Source organism: Mucilaginibacter sp. SG564 (assembly GCF_013149275.1).
Classification (GTDB): Bacteria; Bacteroidota; Bacteroidia; order Sphingobacteriales; family Sphingobacteriaceae; genus Mucilaginibacter.
This window is the reverse complement of record NZ_JABGNA010000002.1, coordinates 324,260-344,790: the sequence shown is the minus strand read 5'-3', so window position 1 is coordinate 344,790 and position 20,531 is coordinate 324,260. Positions and strand designations below refer to the sequence as shown.

The 20,531-nt window shown below is 44.8% G+C and carries 16 protein-coding genes; 7 read left to right on the top strand and 9 right to left on the bottom strand.

Annotation, left to right across the window (positions count from 1 at the left end):
* Positions 1–79: 79 nt before the first annotated feature.
* The 3 genes from FHW89_RS06040 to FHW89_RS06030 all read right to left on the bottom strand — a co-directional run bounded on the left by FHW89_RS06040 (position 80) and on the right by FHW89_RS06030 (position 2,184).
* Positions 80–880 (bottom strand): phosphatidate cytidylyltransferase, encoded by an 801-nt coding sequence (locus FHW89_RS06040; protein ID WP_172334125.1) that lies wholly within the window; start codon positions 878–880, stop codon positions 80–82.
* 147 nt (positions 881–1,027) lie between these two features.
* Positions 1,028–1,240, bottom strand: coding sequence for a DUF2007 domain-containing protein (locus FHW89_RS06035; RefSeq protein WP_090473416.1), 213 nt, complete (start codon positions 1,238–1,240; stop codon positions 1,028–1,030).
* Positions 1,240–2,184, bottom strand: coding sequence for a CPBP family intramembrane glutamic endopeptidase (locus FHW89_RS06030; RefSeq protein ID WP_172334124.1), 945 nt, complete (start codon positions 2,182–2,184; stop codon positions 1,240–1,242). The genes FHW89_RS06035 and FHW89_RS06030 overlap by 1 nt, the downstream gene beginning before the upstream one ends.
* A 39-nt stretch (positions 2,185–2,223) precedes the next feature.
* Between FHW89_RS06030 and dusB the strand changes: the two genes are divergently transcribed.
* Entirely contained in the window at positions 2,224–3,216 is a 993-nt protein-coding gene (gene dusB / locus FHW89_RS06025; RefSeq protein WP_172334123.1) for a tRNA dihydrouridine synthase DusB, read from the top strand.
* A 46-nt stretch (positions 3,217–3,262) separates the two neighbouring features.
* A complete protein-coding gene (gene apaG, locus FHW89_RS06020; RefSeq protein ID WP_166095331.1) occupies positions 3,263–3,649 on the top strand; it encodes a Co2+/Mg2+ efflux protein ApaG in 387 nt (128 codons plus the stop codon).
* A 108-nt stretch (positions 3,650–3,757) separates the two neighbouring features.
* On the opposite strand, the gene FHW89_RS06015 is transcribed toward apaG, so the two are convergent.
* On the bottom strand, positions 3,758–4,789 hold the full coding sequence (locus tag FHW89_RS06015) for a YXWGXW repeat-containing protein (protein WP_172334122.1): 1,032 nt from the start codon (positions 4,787–4,789) through the stop codon (positions 3,758–3,760).
* 292 nt (positions 4,790–5,081) lie between these two features.
* Here FHW89_RS06015 and FHW89_RS06010 point away from each other — a divergent pair, with 292 nt between their 5' ends.
* The gene (locus FHW89_RS06010) at positions 5,082–6,758 is read left to right on the top strand and encodes a GMC oxidoreductase (protein WP_172334121.1); all 1,677 of its coding nucleotides are present in this window, start codon (positions 5,082–5,084) and stop codon (positions 6,756–6,758) included.
* A gap of 109 nt (positions 6,759–6,867) precedes the next feature.
* Here the strand turns inward: FHW89_RS06010 and FHW89_RS06005 are convergent, their stop codons facing one another.
* Positions 6,868–7,596 (bottom strand): zinc metallopeptidase, encoded by a 729-nt coding sequence (locus FHW89_RS06005; protein WP_172334120.1) that lies wholly within the window; start codon positions 7,594–7,596, stop codon positions 6,868–6,870.
* A 189-nt stretch (positions 7,597–7,785) separates the two neighbouring features.
* Between FHW89_RS06005 and FHW89_RS06000 the strand changes: the two genes are divergently transcribed.
* Positions 7,786–8,925 carry an FAD-binding oxidoreductase gene (locus FHW89_RS06000; protein WP_172334119.1) on the top strand — a complete coding sequence of 380 codons (1,140 nt, stop codon included), beginning with the start codon at positions 7,786–7,788 and terminating at the stop codon, positions 8,923–8,925.
* Positions 8,926–9,249: 324 nt separating this feature from the next.
* On the opposite strand, the gene FHW89_RS05995 is transcribed toward FHW89_RS06000, so the two are convergent.
* Complete coding sequence (locus tag FHW89_RS05995; RefSeq protein WP_172334118.1) at positions 9,250–9,648, bottom strand: helix-turn-helix domain-containing protein; 399 nt, start codon at positions 9,646–9,648, stop codon at positions 9,250–9,252.
* 94 nt (positions 9,649–9,742) lie between these two features.
* Between FHW89_RS05995 and FHW89_RS05990 the strand changes: the two genes are divergently transcribed.
* Positions 9,743–10,483: an SDR family NAD(P)-dependent oxidoreductase gene (locus tag FHW89_RS05990; RefSeq protein ID WP_172334117.1), complete on the top strand. Its 741-nt coding sequence runs from the start codon at positions 9,743–9,745 to the stop codon at positions 10,481–10,483.
* 122 nt (positions 10,484–10,605) lie between these two features.
* Positions 10,606–11,205: a short chain dehydrogenase gene (locus tag FHW89_RS05985; protein WP_172334116.1), complete on the top strand. Its 600-nt coding sequence runs from the start codon at positions 10,606–10,608 to the stop codon at positions 11,203–11,205.
* Here FHW89_RS05985 and murF read toward each other — a convergent pair.
* Positions 11,202–12,545, bottom strand: a complete 1,344-nt coding sequence (murF, locus tag FHW89_RS05980) for a UDP-N-acetylmuramoyl-tripeptide--D-alanyl-D-alanine ligase (RefSeq protein ID WP_172334115.1) — start codon at positions 12,543–12,545, stop codon at positions 11,202–11,204. The two genes, FHW89_RS05985 and murF, sit on opposite strands and share 4 nt — an antisense overlap.
* A gap of 194 nt (positions 12,546–12,739) precedes the next feature.
* Positions 12,740–14,896 (bottom strand): DNA helicase RecQ, encoded by a 2,157-nt coding sequence (gene recQ, locus FHW89_RS05975; protein WP_172334114.1) that lies wholly within the window; start codon positions 14,894–14,896, stop codon positions 12,740–12,742.
* A 201-nt stretch (positions 14,897–15,097) separates the two neighbouring features.
* On the opposite strand from recQ, the gene FHW89_RS05970 reads away from it, so the two are divergent.
* Positions 15,098–17,602: a M14 metallopeptidase family protein gene (locus FHW89_RS05970; RefSeq protein ID WP_172334113.1), complete on the top strand. Its 2,505-nt coding sequence runs from the start codon at positions 15,098–15,100 to the stop codon at positions 17,600–17,602.
* 150 nt (positions 17,603–17,752) lie between these two features.
* Here FHW89_RS05970 and FHW89_RS05965 read toward each other — a convergent pair whose 3' ends face one another.
* Positions 17,753–20,203: an outer membrane beta-barrel family protein gene (locus FHW89_RS05965; RefSeq protein ID WP_172334112.1), complete on the bottom strand. Its 2,451-nt coding sequence runs from the start codon at positions 20,201–20,203 to the stop codon at positions 17,753–17,755.
* Between the last annotated feature and the right edge of the window lie 328 nt (positions 20,204–20,531).

The window sequence follows — 20,531 nt, the reverse complement described above, 5'->3', positions numbered from 1 at the left end:
CTTGCAGGCAATACAGAAAGTGAGAAAATCTTGATACGTAATACTAGCTACTTGATACTATTATTTATTTACAAAACTACTAATTTGAAATGAAGTATAGGTACGCGTAAACAATTGGCGCGGCTAATAAAAGCCCATCGAACCGATCAAGCAAACCACCGTGTCCAGGTAATATCCCGCCACTGTCTTTCACATTGATGCTCCGTTTAAACATGGATTCTACCAGGTCACCCAGAGTGCCGAAACAGGATATTAAAACAGCTATGCTTGCCCATTGTTTCCAGGAAAGCTCTGCATAATAATGGCTCATAATCAGTGCCGCTACCGCGCTGATCACCACGCCACCAAAAAATCCCTCCCAGGTTTTCTTGGGCGAATGGCGCTCAAACAGTTTGGTTCGCCCAAACGCGCGGCCAGCCAAATAAGCCCCGGTATCATTGCTCCACAACATGATCAAAAAGCCCATGGGGATATGAAAGTTGAAACTTCCGCTTATAAAGGCCATGGCGTGAAAAAATATAAAGGGCACAACCGCTAAAAGGATCCCCAAAAAAGTAAAACCCAAGTTAGGAAACGGGTTAGGCGATTTTTTATACAACTCCTGTATATAAATTGCACTTAAGGTTACCGGCAATAAAAAGATAAGTTTCCATTCAGGAAAATAGTATTGGGCAGCGAAAAACAGGAATACCAAGAAACCATTAATGAGCCCACTTTCGCGACTGGGTTTAAAACCCCCTTCGCGTACCAGTTTGTAAAATTCAAACAAACAAAAAGAAGTAAGTATCAGGTAAAATGCACTGAATACATAAGAGCCCAAGAAAACGGAGCCCAGCATTACGATAACAAAAAAGAAGCCGGTAATGGCGCGTACTTTCATTAATTTTGAATTAGTGAATTAGTGATTTTTGGAGCAAAGAGTAAGGATATTTGGAGTAAGTATTTTTTATCTTTTCTGTATTCATCTTTTGCTTCTATAAAACCATCGGTCTAAATATCCTTGCTCTCAAAAACTTTACTCCCAAAATCATAAATTAATTTGATTGAGAATCATGATCTCGATGGCTTTGCTAAAATCCTCCTGGTGAATGTATACTTCTATATTGCCAAAGGCTTTGTGTGATGAATCTTGCTTGTTGATCAAAACCGTATCAATATGATGGCCGGTTAGTACCTGTTTAACAATTTCTGATTGATAAAAATTGGACGAAGTAAAAATTTTGATCCAGCCTTTTTCCATTAAAAATCAAACATGGGCCTTTTGAGCGCTATATTCCTGTATATGTAAAGCAAAATTAAAATAATTATCAAGCTAAACACATATGCGCCATAATTAAATACGTGCTGATCGTCGGGATTGAGCTTGATAAGTTTGTGCTGATACAGATATGTGATTAGCACTGCCGAACCATTATTTAAAAAATGCGCCCAAACGCCCGTCCACACGCTGCCGCTCCAGGCTACAAAATAGCCAAAGAAAACGCCCAGTGCTACGCGTGGTAAAAACGAAAAGAACTCCATGTGAAAGGCGCTGAACGCTATGGCCGTGATCCAGATAGCAGCGTGGGTATTGCCGGTCCATTTAACAAAGATGGTTTGGATACATCCCCTGAATAAAAATTCTTCGGCAATAGCGGTTAATAAGCCAACAGTCAATATAGCAAAAAGCAGGTCGCCAATGTTTTTCATGCTCAGCATGGCATCGGTAGCTTTCTGAGCCTGCTGCTCCATGGTACGCATCAAATCCTCAATGGCTTTAAGAGGAGCAGGCAGGGTAAGTTTTTGATTCAGATTAACCAGTACCTCCATCACCGGTGATGAAAACAGCATGATCGCGAATACCAATACCAATAAAACCGGTGGGAAATTAAAGGTTGATTTTAAGTAAGTTCGCGTATCGCGTACAATAAAACGGGCAAATAGTACAGGGATTACAAATAATGGAATAGTGGTACTCACGATCTGTAATATCCACAGGCCGTTTTTTACATTGGGGTTTGCAATGTTAAAAGTGCCGACATCGGCCCAGGTTTTTGCTCCATAAAGCAGGGTGGTGATGCCTTTGGCTACAAAATAACCTATCCCGGGAACAAAGATCAGGAAGAAGAAAATAATCAGTAATTGTAATAGTGGATATATATCAGTCTGATAGGTTTGTGTTTCCTTAGTGGGGTCTTTTATCATTTGTTGTAAAATTCGTATTTTTGCAGGCTAAAGATAAGCATGTCTGTACAAATAGGAAATATTGATTTAGGTGAGTTCCCGCTGTTGCTGGCGCCGATGGAGGATGTGAGTGATCCACCCTTCCGTTATGTGTGCAAGCAAAATGGCGCGGATATGATGTATACAGAGTTTATCTCATCAGAAGGATTGATCCGTGACGCGGCCAAGAGTCGCCAGAAACTGGATATATTTGAATATGAGCGCCCCATAGGCATCCAGATATTTGGCAGTGATATTGATCATATGCGCGAGGCCACCGAGATAGCTACGCTGGCCAAACCCGATCTGATGGACATCAATTATGGCTGCCCGGTAAAACAGGTGGCCTGCCGCGGTGCCGGGGCCAGTTTATTACAGGATATTGACAAAATGGTGGCCATGACAAAAGCCGTTGTGAATGCTACACATTTGCCGGTAACCGTAAAAACGCGCCTGGGTTGGGACGATAATACCAAAAACGTGTACGAAGTTGCCGAGCGCCTGCAGGATGTAGGGATAAAAGCCCTCACCATTCATGGCCGTACCAGGGCACAGATGTATAAAGGCGTGGCCGATTGGTCGCTGATACGCGATATTAAGAAAAACCCCCGCATACAAATTCCGATATTTGGCAATGGCGATATCGATTCGCCCGAAAAGGCCGCTAACTGGCGCCTGGAGTATGGCGTGGATGGTATGATGATAGGCCGTGCGGCGATTGGTTATCCCTGGATATTCCGCGAGGTGAAGCATTTTTTTGCCACTGGCGAACATCTGGACAAGCCAACCATCACCGAGCGTATTGCTGCCTGTACTACCCATTTACAAAAATCAATTGAATGGAAAGGCCCTAAAACAGGTGTTTTTGAAATGCGCAGACACTATTCCAACTACTTTAAAGGCATCGAAAACTTTAAAGAATATCGTATGAAACTGGTAACAGCCGGTACATTGGAAGAGCTCTACGAAATTTTAGCAGAAATTGACGAAAAATATACTGTTGAGATGGCGTAATATTTGTTTAGATGTTTATATTTGGAACTAAACAGAAACAATTCACATGGTTACTACTATAACTGAGGGTGTTAAGGTTTCTATCGAGACCGTATATCAGCCCGAATATTCAAATCCGGCTAATGACCATTTTATGTTTGCCTACAAGGTGAATATCGAAAATATGAGTAACTATGCTATCCAACTGATCAGCAGGCACTGGTATATTTTTGATTCAAACGGGGCGAAACGTGAAGTGGAAGGCGAAGGTGTGGTAGGCCAGCAACCGGTTATTGAACCAGGGCATGCGCACGAATACGTATCGGGCTGTAACCTTAAAACCGATATGGGCAGCATGAAAGGCGAGTACCAAATGAACCGTTTGTTGGATAATGCTTCTTTTAATGTACAAATCCCCGAATTTTACCTGATCGCCCCATACAGGATGAATTAGGGAAAAGAATCAAGAGATTAGAGTCAAGAATCAAGATATAAAAAATCCCGGTTTGATTTATCAACCGGGATTTTGCGTATATATAACATTAAATTTGGGGAAAAGAAATTATCTGTGCCTTTCATGCCCTTCGGGCCTTGGAGCTGGATGTGGTCTTCCGGGTGCGGGATGTCTTACCAGCTGTCTTGGTGCACGGGCCATGTTGTTAGCCTGTGGATGTTGGGCCGGTTGATGAGCATTACCTGCATTAGGATTGTTACCTGTTTGCCATTGGTGCGGAGTCCTTGCAGGCTGGTTGGCCGGTGACGCGCTTTTATTAGCATTATCCTGGTTGGCCGGATTGTGGTTATCAGGATTGTTGTTGGCTTGTGGGCGATTGTTGCGGTCGGCAATGTTATTTGTGCCGTCGGGCGATGAGGTCCGGGCTCGGCGACCTTCGGTATTAAATCGGTTTCCATCCACCTTATTCATGGCTGCTGTAGCCGGGCGACCATTATTGGCCGACGCAAACTGGTTATGATCTTTACCAGCCACCTGCTGATGGCTCACCTGATCATTGGTTGGTTGTACGTGTTGTTCGCGGGCTGCGGCCAGCTCTTCGGGCCTTGCCTGGGCATTTACACCGCCAGGGCCGTTAAAACTGGTACGGTTTACAGTTACGTTATTATTGATAACCGTTTTGTTGATGTAGGTATTGTGTACCACGGTATTATTTACATTAACCACAGCGGTATTGTACTGGAAGGAATTACCGGCCCATCTGCCGCCTACATAGCCTGCACCGCCATAACCATAGCCATAGTTTACACCGCCATAGAAGCCAATGTGCCTGCCCCAGTAACCCTGGTGAAAAAGATACACGCCACCATCGTATCCCCAATAGCCGGGGGTCCACAGGAAGCCCACGCGGGGAGGAGCTACCCAAACACCGGGTACCCAGTAATAGCCACCATCGTCGGCATAAGCCCAGTAACCGGGAGTCCATAAATAGCCATCAACAGGGCATGGGGGTTGTGCGTAAACCGGTAGTGCCGGCGGGGCTATCCTCACTGATACACCAATGCTTACCTGTGCATGACTTTTAACTGCCACTAACGATGTTGCCAGAAGCAGTATGAATATTTTAATGTTTTTTTTCATGTCGATAAATTTTAACCAAACCTATAGGGGTAACATGAATATTACATTAAGATTTATCACGACTTAAATAGCTCTTCATCAAAGCTTCATGAAATTGTAAGTTGCTGAAAAACAAATAAATATGATAGATGGGCGTGACTGGCAGAGCGGCTAATGACCCTTGCGGTTTTTAAAGCAGGCTATTTTTTTAATTGTATATATAACATATAAAAAATACAAAGCGTATTTTTATTTTAGCAAAAGATGCTTTGCGCCTGGCAAAGTAACATCACCAATAATATGATAAACCGTTATGGATAATTACCATTATGATGCCATTGTTGTAGGTTCCGGAATTTCGGGTGGATGGGCGGCAAAAGAGCTTACCGAACAGGGTTTAAAGGTATTGATGCTGGAGCGCGGACAAAATATTGAACATATAAAAGGTTATACCAATGCTACCAAGGCTCCCTGGGAGCTGCCGCATCGCGATGTGGCGCCGCAAGCAAAAATAAAGGAATACCAGGTGCAAAATCAGGCCCACGGGCTTAATGAAGCCAATATGGATTATTGGGTGAACGAGCAGGAATGCCCATATACGCAGGTTAAGCCCTATAATTGGCGCAGGGGTTACCATGTAGGTGGCCGCTCCTTAATGTGGGGCAGGCAGAGCTACCGCTGGAGCGACTTTGATTTCGAAGCCAATACCAAAGAGGGTATCGCTATCGACTGGCCCGTTCGTTATAAAGATATTGCACCCTGGTATGACCATGTGGAGCGTTTTGCCGGCATTAGCGGTTCGCTCGAAAACCTGCCGCATTTACCCGATGGACAGTTTCAGCCCCCCATGGAGTTGAATTGTGTGGAAAAGGACGTATCAGTTCGTATAAAAAAACAATACAATGGTCAGCGGCATATGATCATTGGGCGTACGGCTAATATTACCCAACCATTACCCGGCCGAACCAATTGCCAGTACCGCAATAAGTGCGCGCTGGGCTGTCCGTTCGGTGGATATTTCAGTACACAATCGTCAACACTGCCCGCTGCAATGGCTACTGGTAACCTTACGGTTCGCCCATGGTCAATAGTTACCCGGGTATTGTATAATAAGGATACCCAAAAGGCCACAGGTGTAGAGGTGCTGGATGCTGAAAACAATAAAACCTATACCTATACCGCAAAGATCATTTTTTTAAACGCCTCCACTTTTAACAGCGCCTGGATATTGATGAACTCGGCAACGGATATATGGCCCGACGGATTGGGCAGCAGCTGCGGCGAACTGGGGCATAACGTGATGGATCACCACGTAGCCGGTGCTGCCAGCGGTATTATGGAAGGCTATGAGGATAAATACTACTTTGGCCGCAGGGCCAACGGCATATATATACCACGTTATCGCAATCTGTTTGGCGATAAACGCGATTACCTGCGGGGCTTTGGTTTCCAGGGATCTGCTGGGCGCGAAGGCTGGAGCAGGGAAATCGCGGAGCTAAGCATAGGCGCCGATTTTAAGGATGCGCTGACTGAACCCGGAAACTGGGCCATGTCAATGGCGAGCTTTGGCGAAGTACTGCCCTATCATGATAATAAGATCAGCCTTAATAAAGAGGTTAAAGATAAATGGGGACTCAATACTTTATCTGTAGATATTGAAATGAAGGAAAATGAGCGTAAAATGGAAGCAGAGTCGCTAGCCGACGCGGTAGAGATGTTTGAAAAAGCAGGACTAAAGAATGTGAAAGGTTTTATCGCCCGGAAAAACATAGGTGCAATCCATGAAATGGGTGCGGCGCGTATGGGGAATGATCCCAAAACATCGGTGCTTAATAAATGGAACCAGGTTTGGGATGCCAAAAATGTATTTGTTACCGATGGCTCGTTCATGGCATCCTCATCCTGTGTAAACCCATCCTTATCTTACATGGCCTTTACCGCACGAGCTGCACATTTTGCAGTTGAAGAGTTAAAGTTGGGGAATTTGTAAGTCGGAAAACTCGATAAAAAAAACATGCCATTGCTGACATGTTTTTTTTAAGGCCTGTTCGTTACGATCAGGTCAGAAGTCTTATTTCTTGATTATTGCCTCTCGTTCCTCAATTTCTTCTATTAAACAAAAACGAAGCATAGTAAACCAGCGTAGCCAGAGCACTTAGTGCGGCAACTACATAGGTCATGGCAGCCCACCAGAGGGCATCTTTGGCTTGCTCATGTTCCTGTGCGGTTTGCATGATGCTGTAGTTATTATCGAGCCAGGCCAACGCCCGCCTGCTGGCGTCAAATTCAACGGGCAGAGTTATAAAACTAAAAAAGGTAACCAATGCCAACGCGGCAACACCCACAGCCAAGACATAGGGGCTCTGGGCGAAGAATAATAGCATGATACCTATAAATAAAGTCCACTGGGTTAGGGTTGATGCCACGTTAATAACAGGCACCATAGCCGAGCGGAAACTTAACCACCCATAAGCCTGTGCATGCTGTACCGCATGACCGCACTCGTGCGCGGCTACTGCAGCGGCGGCAATACTTCGGCCGTAAAAAACATCCTGGCTTAAGTTTACCGTTTTAGTTTCGGGATTATAATGATCGGTCAATTGTCCTTCAACAGATATTACCTGTACGTCAAATATGCCATGGGCACGCAGCATTTTTACGGCCACCTCCTGACCTGAAAGGCCGGACAATAACGCAACCTCTGAGTATTGTTTAAACTTACTTCGGAACCGCCACTGTACTATAAAGCTTATCAGAGCGATTGCGATCATCAGGAACCAGGCCGAATTGTAGCCGATATATCCAATAATTATTGATAAGTGATTCATTTGTTAATTCAAAAGTTAAAATTCAAAATCCCCGTCAATTTCTCTATTCAAAAACTATTCCGGTTTAAGCCAGTCGGCGAATTCAAAATTTAAGTTTCTTGTATGTAAGTACTTTTGAATTTTGAATTTTTCACGTTTTATTGTTTATGGTGTTCAAGAGTGCTTCGCAATTTTTACTTTTGACTTAAAATGAAGCCGTCTTTTTCATACTGGGAGCGCACTGCGTTTATTGATCAGGCCGATGTAGTCATTATCGGCAGTGGTCTTGTTGGCCTCAGCGCTGCGCTTCATCTGAAAAAGCAACAACCCAATTTAAAAGTACTGGTTTTGGAGCGTGGGTTTTTACCATCAGGCGCCAGTACTAAAAACGCAGGTTTTGCCTGTTTTGGTACAGTTTCTGAGCAAATTTCTGTCATCAATCAATCCTCAGAAGAAGAAGCCATGCGTTTAGTGGCCTATAAATGGAGTGGTTTACAGCGCTTAAGGGAAAACCTGGGCGATGCCGGAATGGATTATTACCAGTATGGTGGACACGAGCTTTTTATGAGTGATGAAAAAGCTATAGCTCAAAACTGTATAGAAAAAATCGGTCATCTCAATAAATTATTACAGCAAGCCATCGGCAAGCCTGACATTTATGCAGTAGCTGATGAAAAAATTGCAGATTTCGGCTTCGGCAATGTTAGTCACATGATATATAATCCGTTTGAAGGCCAATTGCATACCGGCAAAATGATGCGCGCCCTATTATATAAGGTATATAGTTTAGGTATGCTGGTATTAAACGATTGCGAAATAACGGCTATTGAACCGGATGATAAACATTTAAGGCTCAGTACTTCGCAGGGTAACTTTAAAGCAGGCAGGGTGATATTGGCTACCAATGCTTTTGCCAGTCAGCTATATCCCGAGCTCAACGTAATCCCGGGCAGGGGACAAGTGTTGGTTACCAAACCAGTCCCCCGCTTAAAACTGAAAGGCACTTATCATTTTAACGAAGGCTATTACTACTTCCGGAATATTGATAACCGCATACTCTTTGGCGGCGGCCGCAACCTCGACTACAATGCTGAAAAAACCTGGGATTTTGGACATACCGATGCGGTAAAAGAGAAACTGATTTGTTACCTGCGTGAAGTAATATTACCGGGCCAGGATGTTGAAGTTGACTATTGGTGGAGCGGCATCATGGGTTTTGGTGAGCAAATTACTCCGATAGTCAAGCAAATACAACCCAATATCTATTGCGCTGTTCGCTGCAATGGGATGGGCGTGGCAATGGGGAGTTTAGTAGGGGAAGAGGTAGCGGAGCTGATGTTGAAAGGATAGGCCTTTTTAATTTAGCTCGTCATTGCGAGGAGGAACGACGTGGCAATCCCCGATATGCAGGGCCGCTTTACCGGGCGTATACGTATAGTATTGATATTCTTAATGGGCTGTTTGTGAGTGGAATAAGAAGAATTTGTCATTTCGAACGAGACACGAGGAGAGATCTTATACGTCAGGCTTAGCAAATAGTACAAGATTTCTATTCGCCTGCTAACACAAATCCCCACTTCGGCTCATCGAAATGACAAATTTGACAGAAATTTATTTCTTTCGAACATTATTGGTGTCTATCCTCATTGACATGAAGAGAATTGATTTTACAATCTAAACTTGCACCCCTTCAATTACAACTTCCGGTGCTGGGTTCTCAACCCTATTCGGTCGGTTGGCTTCGCCCCAGGTAGACAGGCAACACAGTACGGGTTTCAGGCTCAGGCCCAAATCGGTTAGCCGGTACTCTACTTTTGGTGGTACTTCGGCGTAAACCTGCCTGCTGATGAGTTTATCCTTTTCCAGTTCACGCAGTTGTAAAATCAGTATCCGTTCAGAAACATTGGGCATGGAATTTTTGAGCTGGCTATAACGCATGCTGCCCTGCAATAGCAATCGCCACAGGATCTGCGGTTTCCAACGGCCGCCGATTAGGTCGAGCGTGTAGGAGGTTCCACAACCGGCCAGGATCAGCTGCTCATTTTCCAGGTTGGTGGAGGTTTCTTTTCTCATACTTACATTTATGTTAGTACTATACAAATTTATCAGTATATACAAATGTATGGGTTTGGCGGTAGCTTTGCAACAGTATTAAAAACAAACAGTAATGCAAAAATTAAAAGATAAAATAGCCCTGGTTACCGGAGGCAGTCGGGGTATGGGCGCGGCGATAGTAAAACAAATGGCCCGGGAAGGCGCCACCGTGGTTTTTACCTATGTAAACGGGAAAGAAAAAGCGCAAGCATTGGTGGATGAATTAACCAGTGAAGGATTAAATGTATCGGCGGTTAAAGCGGATAATGCTTTAGAGAACGAAATAACCTCGGCCTTAACGCAAACGGTTGAAAAATTCGGGAAGCTGGATATCCTGGTGAACAACGCCGGGGTTTATGGCGGCAAGCCGATGGAAGATCACACGCTGGATGATTACCGCTTTGTTATGGATATAAATGTAAAAGCGGTTTTTGAGGCGGCCATTTTTGCAGCGCAAAAGCTGGAAAAATCGGGCAGGTTTATTACCATCGGCAGTAATATGGCCGATAGGGTGGTTGCCGGACAAGGAACATTGTATTCTATGAGCAAATCGGCATTGGTTGGTCTTACAAAAGGGTTAGCCCGCGATTTAGGTCCGAAGGGTATTACGGTGAACCTGGTACAGCCCGGGCCGGTGAATACCGACATGAACCCGGCAGATGGCGGCCATGCCGATAAAGCACGCAGCTTAATGGCCATCCCCAAATATGGCGATCCGCAGCAGATAGCCGAGGTGGTGGCCTATTTAGCCGGCCCATCAGCAAGCTTTACAACTGGGTCTATCATGACCATTGATGGCGGGTTTAATAGTTAATGAGTTATGGCCGTTATATATTAACGGCCATACTTACTTTTTGTAAGGTGCTTACAATTAGGTGTTGTTGAGCCGGAATAAACTTAGGCTGTTAAATTTGTTCTGATAAAATAACAGCTATTATGAGGGTATTATTCGTAGGTGCGCAAGGTACTGTGGGAAAAAGGATCATGGAGCAGATAAGCCCCGGTCATGAGATTATTACCGCCGGTAGAAACAGTGGTGACATCAGGGTTGATATTACTTCAGGGCAGGCTATCGAAGCAATGTTTAAAAAAGTAAGTTCAGTTGATGCATTGATATGTACCGCGGCATCGGGGGCTATGGACGATTTTGACACACTCACTGCCGACGCGCTTTATGATAATATGAGGGGCAAGTTTTTTGGCCAGGCCCAGTTGGTTTTAACCGGACAGCACTATTTAAATGACAATGGTTCATTTACCCTTACATCCGGCATATTTGCCGATGAACCCGCCAAGGGTGTAACCGGTGGTGGTGTGGTGAGCGGTGCGTTGCATAGTTTTGTGCTTTCGGCTGCTTTAGAGCTGAAAAGAGGCTTGCGGGTAAACGTGGTGAGCCCCGGCATGGTGGAAGATTCCGCAAAAGATTACGGTCATCTTTTTCCCGGATTACGGGCTATACCTATGACCGAAATCACCGATGCCTATCTGCAATGCCTTAACACCAATATTACCGGGAAGATACTTCGTGTTTATTAAAACAACTCCACCAAACGCTCCAAAGCCATTCCCCGCGAACCCTTGATCAGAACGGTGGAATTTTTTATGGGATGAGCTTTCAGCCCCGCAATGGCTTCTTCGGCCGTTAAATAAAAAGTGGCTGCCTGGTTTTGACTTTTGACTTTTGACTTTTGACTTTCAAAATCCTTGCCGATAAATATCCGTTCATTAACGGGTACATCCAGCGCTTTTTGAAGGATGGTGAGGTGCTCGGCAGGCGATTCATCACCCAGTTCAAACATATCACCCAGGATCAATACCTTGCGTTTCGCGCTAATCTTGTCCATATTTTCGATAGCTACGGCCATGCTGCTCGGGTTGGCATTATAATAATCGCAAATAAGGGTATTGGTAGCCATTTGCACAATTTGCGAACGGTTGTTTTTGGGCTGATAACCCTCGATACCCGCGTTTATTTCCTGTGCACTTAGTTTAAAATAAGTACCGATGCTAATGGCTGCCAATATATTGTTGAGGTTATAAGCCCCGGTAAGCTGGGTTTTCACAGTATAGGTTTGGCCAGTTGTATTATTGGTCCACTGAATGGTAAGTAGTGGCGCGTTCTTGATGATCTCACCACTGATCAGGTTATCAATATCTTGTATGCCGTAATAAACTACATGATGTAAATGCCGTGCAGCGGCCATTTCCATTAACACCGTATCATCGCTATTAATAAAAGCAATGCGGCTTGCTCCCCCTTCAGGGAGTTGAGTGGCTAAGAAATCATACAATTCCCCTTTGCCCTTTTTTACACCTTCCACGCCGCCAAAACCCTCCAAATGCGCTTTACCCACGTTGGTGATCAGGCCGTGTGATGGCTGCGAGATGCTGCAAAGTAATTCGATTTCCTTTTGATGATTGGCACCCATTTCAATTACGGCCGCCTCATGCGTGGAATCAATGGTTAATACAGTAAGCGGTACACCGATGTGGTTATTGAGGTTGCCTTGTGTGGCCTGGGTTTTAAAATGCTGGGATAATACTGCGTTGATAAGTTCCTTGGTAGTGGTTTTGCCATTGGTGCCGGTAAGCCCTACAACAGGAATTTTTAATTGCCGGCGGTGGTGACGGGCCAGATCCTGCAGAGCGGTTAACGCATCTTCAACCAGTAAATAGCGGTTGCCCAGCTGATACTCCTGGTTATCGATAATGGCATAAGCAGCCCCGGCTTCTATAGCTTGCTGTGCGAAGGTATTGGCATCAAACTTGTCGCCTTTAAGCGCAAAAAACAGGCTTCCCGGTGTAATTTTTCTGGTATCGGTACTTATTGTGGGATGCTGGAGGTATATCTTGTAAAGTTGTTCAGTAGTAGTCATATTTTAGTATCAAGTAGCTGATTCTGGTATCAAGTAGTTAGTATCAAGTATCAAGACTTTTTCTTAAATGCCGATACTTTTCTATTGATGTATTAAAACGCCTTAAAATTATGCATTTTCTGTCTTGATACCTGATACTAGTTGCTTGCTACTAAATTATGCATTTTTTTGTCTTGATACTTGATACTAATTAGCTAATTTTTATTCATCCAGCTTATCACGGCTTTGATTTCGCCGTAGGTGTAGGCATCGCCCAGTACTTCTTTGAGTGGGGCCAGGCGTTCGGCACCGTAGTTTTCTACGGCTTCTATGATTATAGTCAGCTTGTTTTCGGCAACGAGCTCTTTAACATCCAGATCACCGGTTTGTACAAAATGGCTCAAATGGCTTTCGATAGTTACCAGCGAAAGACCTCGTGCCGCGGCTATTTCTGTAGCATTTTTACCCTGGCGGTATAAGTTAAAAGTTTCGGTACGGGTATCTGTTCCGCTGCGCGGAGAGCGGGCAGGGCGTTCCGTTTTGGTTTTGCGCTCCCGCTTGGGTGATTTATAGGCGATCTTTGATTCCAGACCTTTGGCCTTGCAATAATCTTTTACCGGTTGTAAAAGTTCACGACCGTAACGGGCCAGTTTAATATCGCCAAAGCCGGATATCAATCTCAATTCATCTAAACTCTGGGGCAGATAGGTGGCCATTTCCAGCAGGGTAGCATCAGAAACAATGATGTATGGCGGCACATTTTCCAGTTGGGCAATATCCCGACGGACGCTTTTCAACAAATTCAGCAATTCGGCTTCATGCGGTGGAGCGGCTTCGGTATAGTGCTCTTCGGTGGTTTGTGTTTCAATAAATTCAACTTTTTGCAGGCCTTTAAGCACCAGCGAGCTCTGGCCGGTTAATTTCAATACCGGGTAGCCATCATCGGTTACCTGTAAATATTCCAGGGTGATTAGCTCCCTGATGTAACGTTGCCAATCCACTTTACTGATATCGGCGCCAATGCCGTAGGTCTTAAGTTGTTTATGTTCTTCGCGGATCTTTTCATTTTTGGATCCCCGTAAAAAATCGATTACATAGTTAATCCCAAACCGTTCATTGAGCCGCGATACTGCCGACAGTGCTTTTTGAGCGATCAGGGTTCCATCAAAACGCTTAAACTCCGTCAAACAAACATCGCAGGAGCCACAATCCGGTGGAAATGCCTCGTCGAAATAATTCATGAGATATTGCCTGCGACAGGTTTGCAGCTGGCAGTACCGAACCATATCGTTCAGCTTGTTGAGCATAATGCGGCTCTGCTCTTCGTTGCCTTCAATCCGCGCAAAGTGCTGCAGCTTACCCGCATCACCCGGCGAATAAAGCAGCAAGGCTTCCGACGCTAAACCATCGCGACCGGCGCGACCGGTTTCCTGGTAATAACCCTCGATATTCTTCGGCAGATCCATATGCACCACGTAGCGCACATTTGATTTATTGATACCCATACCAAAAGCGATGGTGGCTACAATGATCTTGACATCATCACGCAAAAAAGCTTCCTGGTTTTTGGCTTTAATTTCATTGTTAAGGCCCGCGTGGTAGGCTTCGGCGGCAAAGCCCTCATCTTTGAGGTCGGCTGCCAGATCCTCGGTTGATTTACGCGAAAGACAATAGATAATGCCCGATTCGTCCGGGCGCTCGTTTAAAAAAGCGATGAGCTGTTTAAAACTGTTCTTTTTAGGGATAACCCGGTAAGTGATATTGGCCCGGTTAAATGAGGATACAAATACTTTAGGTTGATGCAGGTTCAGCTTTTCGAGGATGTCCTTTTGCGTCAGCTTATCGGCTGTGGCTGTTAGGGCGATAACCGGCACATTCGGGAACTCATTTTTGAGTTGGGCCAGCATCAGGTATTCGGGCCTGAAATCGTGACCCCATTGCGATATGCAATGCGCCTCGTCAATAGCTATTTGTACAACGTTGAGTGTTTTTAAAAATGGCACCAGTTTGTTTTCAGCGCCAAACAAACGCTCGGGTGCCAGATATAATAGTTTTACCTGGCTGTTTCTTAGCCGCTCCACCAACTGGCGCTGCTCCTCGGGTGTTTGGGCCGAGTTCAAAAACGCTGCCGGGATGCCGCTTACATTCAAACTGTCCACCTGATCTTTCATCAAGGCTATCAACGGCGATATCACGATGGTAAGCCCATTGAGCAATACCGCGGGCAACTGATAACACAGCGACTTGCCACCACCAGTAGGCATCAGCGCCATTACATCCTGCTTGTTTAACACATGCTGAATAATGGCCTCCTGTTGGTGCCGGAATTTGCTGTAACCGAAATATTTTTGAAGGGCCTCCTGGGGTGTCATGTCAGTTTAGATGTGCGGATGTGCAGATATGCAAATGTGCAAATTTTGGATGATGCTTGAATCAACGTTAACAGTTTTTTCATCTGCACATCTGAAATTTGCACATCCGCATATCTTTTTCATCCGCACATTTGAATATCTGCACATTCGCACATCAATTAAATTCTGCATATTAGCGTATAACTTAACTGTATCTTTACTATGCTAAAAAAGCTACTCCTTATTTTAATAGCTGTTGCTTCCGCATCGGCTGCTTTTGCACAAAAAATACAATCGCCCGATGAATTCCTGGGATATAAACTGGGCGACCAGTTTACACCGCATTACCGCATTGTGGAGTACTTTAAATATATTGCCCAGGCATCAAAAAATGTAAAGCTGCAGCAGTTTGGCAGTACCAATGAAGGTCGCCCGCTGCTGGCCATGTTCATCGCCTCGGACGAGAATATTAGTCGCCTGGAAGAGATACGGCACAACAACCTGCGTTTGGCTGGTATGGAGGGCGGTACCACCATTGCCAACGCGCCCATCATTACCTGGCTGAGCTATAACGTACACGGCAACGAACCGGCATCAAGCGAGGCCGCCATGTGGACCTTGTTTGATATGGTTGACCCTGCAAATACGACCACAAAAGCCTGGCTCAAAAACTCGGTCGTGGTTATCGACCCCTGTTTGAACCCCGACGGGCGCGACCGTTATGTACATTTCTATAATTCGGTGCGAGGCGCTGTTCCCGATGCCAGCCCCACAGCCCGTGAGCACGTAGAGCCGTGGCCCGGCGGACGCATCAACCATTATTATTTTGACCTGAACCGCGACTGGGCCTGGCAGGCACAAAAAGAAACGCAGGCACGTGTAGGCCTGTTTAACCAATGGCTGCCCGAAGTTCATGTTGATTATCATGAACAGGGATATAACGCGCCTTATTATTTTGCCCCCGCTGCCGAGCCATATCATAAAGATATCACCAAATGGCAGCGCGATTTCCAGGTGACCATCGGTAAAAACAACGCCAAATACTTTGATCAGAATGGCTGGATGTATTTTACCAAGCAGGAGTTCGATCTGCTTTATCCATCTTATGGCGATACTTATCCTTTATATAATGGCTCCATCGGCATGACCTATGAGCAGGGTGGTATCAGTGCCGGGCTGGCCGTGCTTACCCGTAGTGGCGATACGCTTACCTTTGCCCAGCGGATAGCGCATCACCATACCACAGGTTTAAGCACAGTTGAAATAGCATCGGCCAACGCCCCGAAACTGCTGGAGGAGTTTAAGAAATTTTATGATAATAACCGTACCAATCCTCCGGGCGAGTATAAAACCTATGTGATCAAAAACGATAATAACAATAACATCAATACCCTGGCCAAAATGCTGGGTCGTAATGGTATCCAGTATGGTTTTGGCTTAGGCAATAAAACCGTTATCGGGTACGATTATTTTACCGGCAAAACCGAGCAATATAAAGTAGGGCCCAATGATATGGTGATCAACGCGCATCAGCCCAAAGCGGTGCTGCTGCATGTATTGCTAGAACCCAAAACCTTTATTGCCGACTCCAATACTTATGATATTACGGGCTGGGCGCTCCCTTATGCTTATGGCTTAAAAACCTATGGCGTAAAAGAGTCGTTAAAACCGGCCAGTACAATTTCGGGCATTGTTGAGCCGCAGCCGCTGATTAATACCCATGCCTATGCTTATGTGGCCAACTGGCAATCGCTTAATGATGTGCGGTTTTTGGCCGCTTTGCTCAAAAAGAATATTAAGGTGCGCTACTCCGAAAAACCGTTTGAAGCCGCCGGTAAAAAATTCATGGCTGGCTCATTGCTCATCACCAGGGCCAGTAACGATAGGGGCGATTTTGATCAGGTAGTTACCCAAACGGCAGCTGCATTAAATGAAGGATTAACGCCTTTGGCTTCGGGCTTTGTGGATAAAGGATCAGACCTGGGCTCGGATGCCGTAAGGTATATCCGCCAGCCCCGCGTAATGCTCATATCTGGCGAGGGCGTAAACGCCGAAGCCATGGGCGAGGTATGGCATTTGTTTGAACAGCAATTGGGTTATCCTATTACGTTGGTAAACTATCAGAGTCTTGGTCGTACCCGGCTTGCCGATTTTGATGTGGCTATTTTTCCGGATGGTAATTATGATGATTTTCCGTCAGAGAAACTGCAGGGTTGGATCCGTGATGGCGGCAGATTAATAGCCCTGGATAACGCGGTAGCGCAACTGGCTGATAAAAAAGGTTTCGCCCTGAAAAAGAAAGAAGAGAAGAAGGACGAAAAAGCCGAGGCCAAAGAAAAAGAGAATATTAAAATATATGGCGACCGAGATCGTGATGCCATCCGCTCCATGATCCCAGGCGCTATATTTAAGCTCACGCTGGATAATACACACCCGCTTGGTTTCGGTTTACCCAACTATTATTACTCGCTAAAACTAAATGACGATATTTATGACTATTTAAGCAGCGAAGATGGCTGGAACGTAGGTACGGTGAAAAAGAACAGCTACGTATCGGGTTTTGTGGGTGCACAGTCCAAACAAAAAATCAATAATGGCTTGTTGCTGGGTGTGCAATCACAGGGTCGCGGCTCGGTGATCTATATGGTTGATGATCCGTTGTTCCGCAGTTTCTGGGAAAACGGCAAACTGCTGTTCAGCAACGCGGTGTTTATGGTGGGACAGTAAAAGATGTGCAGATGTGCGGATATATAGATGTGCAGATGATGAAATGATATAACCATTGTGAAGTAAATAAAAAGACCTTCCTGAATTACAGGAAGGTCTTTTTATTTATGTGGTTTTCATCTGCACATTCACACATCTGCACATCTTCTCTTAATTCGCTCCCTTCACCCTGCCTTTTTCATCGTCGGCGCCGCTACGGTGTTCGCGGGATTTGATTTTGTTGTTACCAAAGTTGTAGGTAAAGGTTAGGCGGCCAACACGTGAATCGTTAATTTGACGGATATCAAAATCGTTACCCAGGGTATGACTGCTTACGTTATTACGACGGATAAAGAATATATCATCAAGCGCCAGTTTTATATTCGCTTTTTTGTTGGCGAATGAGTGGCTTACACCGGCATCAACACCATAGCGTGGTTTTATTTTGTAGATACCATAGGTAAGCGGTGATTGGTAATCGCCCCTGATCTCAAATTTGTAGCTGCCGAATGTTAATGTTTGTGTGGCTTTGATCTGCACGGTTACTTGCCCGTCGCTTAGCTTGCCGGTTCCAACTGAGTCTGATTTAAAGCCCAGGTAAAAGCTGTTTACGTCGACATTACCGCTCCACCATTTGGTAATGGTATATGGCGCATTGATGTTAAGGCTGTATGAGTTTTGAGTTTGCAGGTTCAGATTGGTTTGGAATGATTTCTGGCCTTCGGTTAATATGATCTCGGTGATCACATCGGTAGTGCGGCTATAACCTAAACTTACATTGATGCTTTTATTATAGGTATAGTTAAACTCAAAGTTATTGGTGTATTGTGGTTTCAGGAAGGCATTGCCTTTTGAAAAAGTGTACGGATCAAGGTAATATACAAATGGGTTCAGATCGTCATAACCCGGGCGGTCGATACGGCGGCTGTAAGAAAAACTGATCTCGTTTTTATCATTCAGCGTATGGTTGATAAACGCGCTTGGGAAAATATTAAAGTAACTGCGATCAACCGGGGTGCTGCCCAACAGGTTACCATTTGATTGGGTGTACTCACCACGCAGGCCTAATTGTATGGATGTTTTTTTGAACTGTTTGTTCAGGTTAAGATAGCCGGCAGTTATTTTCTCGGTGTAAATAAAGCGGTTGGTACGGGTGGTGTCGTTCACGTAGTTATTACCGTTAAATATCTGGGCCTGTAGGTTGTTATCTGTTTTAACACTGCTGAATTTTGCGCCTGTTTCCAGCTTTACGGTTTTAGAAAGCGGTTTGGTATAATCAACCTTGGCTGTATATATAGTAATGTTTGATGGGGTTTGGTTACGCAGCAATTGGGGTGCGTGGGGTGTGCTGCCATCGGGCAGGAAATAGTTAGTATTATATTGAGCTATAGAATTGTTTTTAAATTTAGAGTAATCCAGGTCAACGCTTAATTCCTGGCCGCTGGTATCAATCTTGAACCTGTCGTTCAGGTTGGCAGCAAAGTTTTTGTATGATTGATCGATGGTTGATACGGTCGTTAAAGAGGAGTCGACCCGGTTAGGTGCCGCGCCAATTTTAGTACTGCCGTTGTTATTGTCCAATTCGGAGTTTGAATAACCGCTTACCACAAAACCAATAGTGTTTTTAGAAGTTACATCATAATCGGCGCCTATGCGGTAGTTATTATAATGATAAACGTGCGGCATAGTGGTGAGCTGGTTAAAATAAGTAGGCTTGCCTGTGCTGTCGCGGGTAATACGGTCGATATAGATATCGCGGGTGTTTTTGTTATCGCCACGGCTAAAAGTTCCAAACACATTCAGGTTTCCCTCTTTATGATTTAAGTTTAAACTGGTATTATCTCTCCAGTATTTACCACGGGCGGTACCCACAGTAATGCTACCATTTGTGCCTGATTGGCTGTTTTTCTTAAGTTTGATATTGATGATACCTGAGTTACCGGCAGCATCATATTTGGCTGATGGGTTGGTAATGATCTCGATGGATTTGATAGTATTACCATCTGTTGAACGTAATAAGGTAGCCAGTTGTGCGGCGCTCAGGTAAGTCAATTTATCATTGATCATCACGGTTACGCCTTGTTTGCCTTTCAGGCTGATGTTATCGTCTTTATCAACAGTAACACCTGGCGCTTTCTCCAATATCTCCAATGCGGTATTGCCTGCTGCCAGTACGCTGTTTTCCACATTCATTACGGTGCGGTCAATCTTGCGTTCGATGAGTGGTTTGCTGGCGGTAATGGTTACACCTTTCAATTCGGTACTGCCTACACGCATGCTCAACGCTGGCGCGGTAACGGTTGCGGCACTCTCCGGAACGGTGAAAGGCGTAGTTACCGCTTTTTGATAACCCACTACAGAAGCCTTAACCAGGTATTTGCCTGAGCGGATGTTATCAAAGGTATAAACACCGTTATCATTACTCAATGCGCCTTTAACAACGGTTGAGTCGGTGGCCCTGATGAGGCTTACGGTGGCGTAATCCATAGGTTTACCCTGTTCATTCAATAATGAACCGGATACTCTGGCACCGCCTGATTTGCCACCCTGGGCAAAAGAGGTACTCCAGCTGATAGCTACAAGCAGGAGGGTGCAAAATATGTTGTTTGTAAGAGTTTTCATGTTTTTGGTGTTAAAATGTTCAGGCAATAGCGAGCCATCAAAGAATATGCTTCTTTTTAAATTTGATGAATAAGTTTTTGGTCGATCCGGCTGTTAATCGGCAATGGTTTTAGTATATTATTTTATATAGGCGATTTTTTTCATTGTGTTTGTTTTTTATAGTTCAAATGTGCAAACAGATCCGGTTTTTGAGTAATGCTTTTAGGCGAAAATATCTAAACTTCCGGTAAACGCCCCAAAAACGCCGATGAACATTTACAACCCTTTTACTTTATATTTCCCAACCCGGCTAAATCCCGGCTTGGTGTGGATTTTACATTAAGATGCT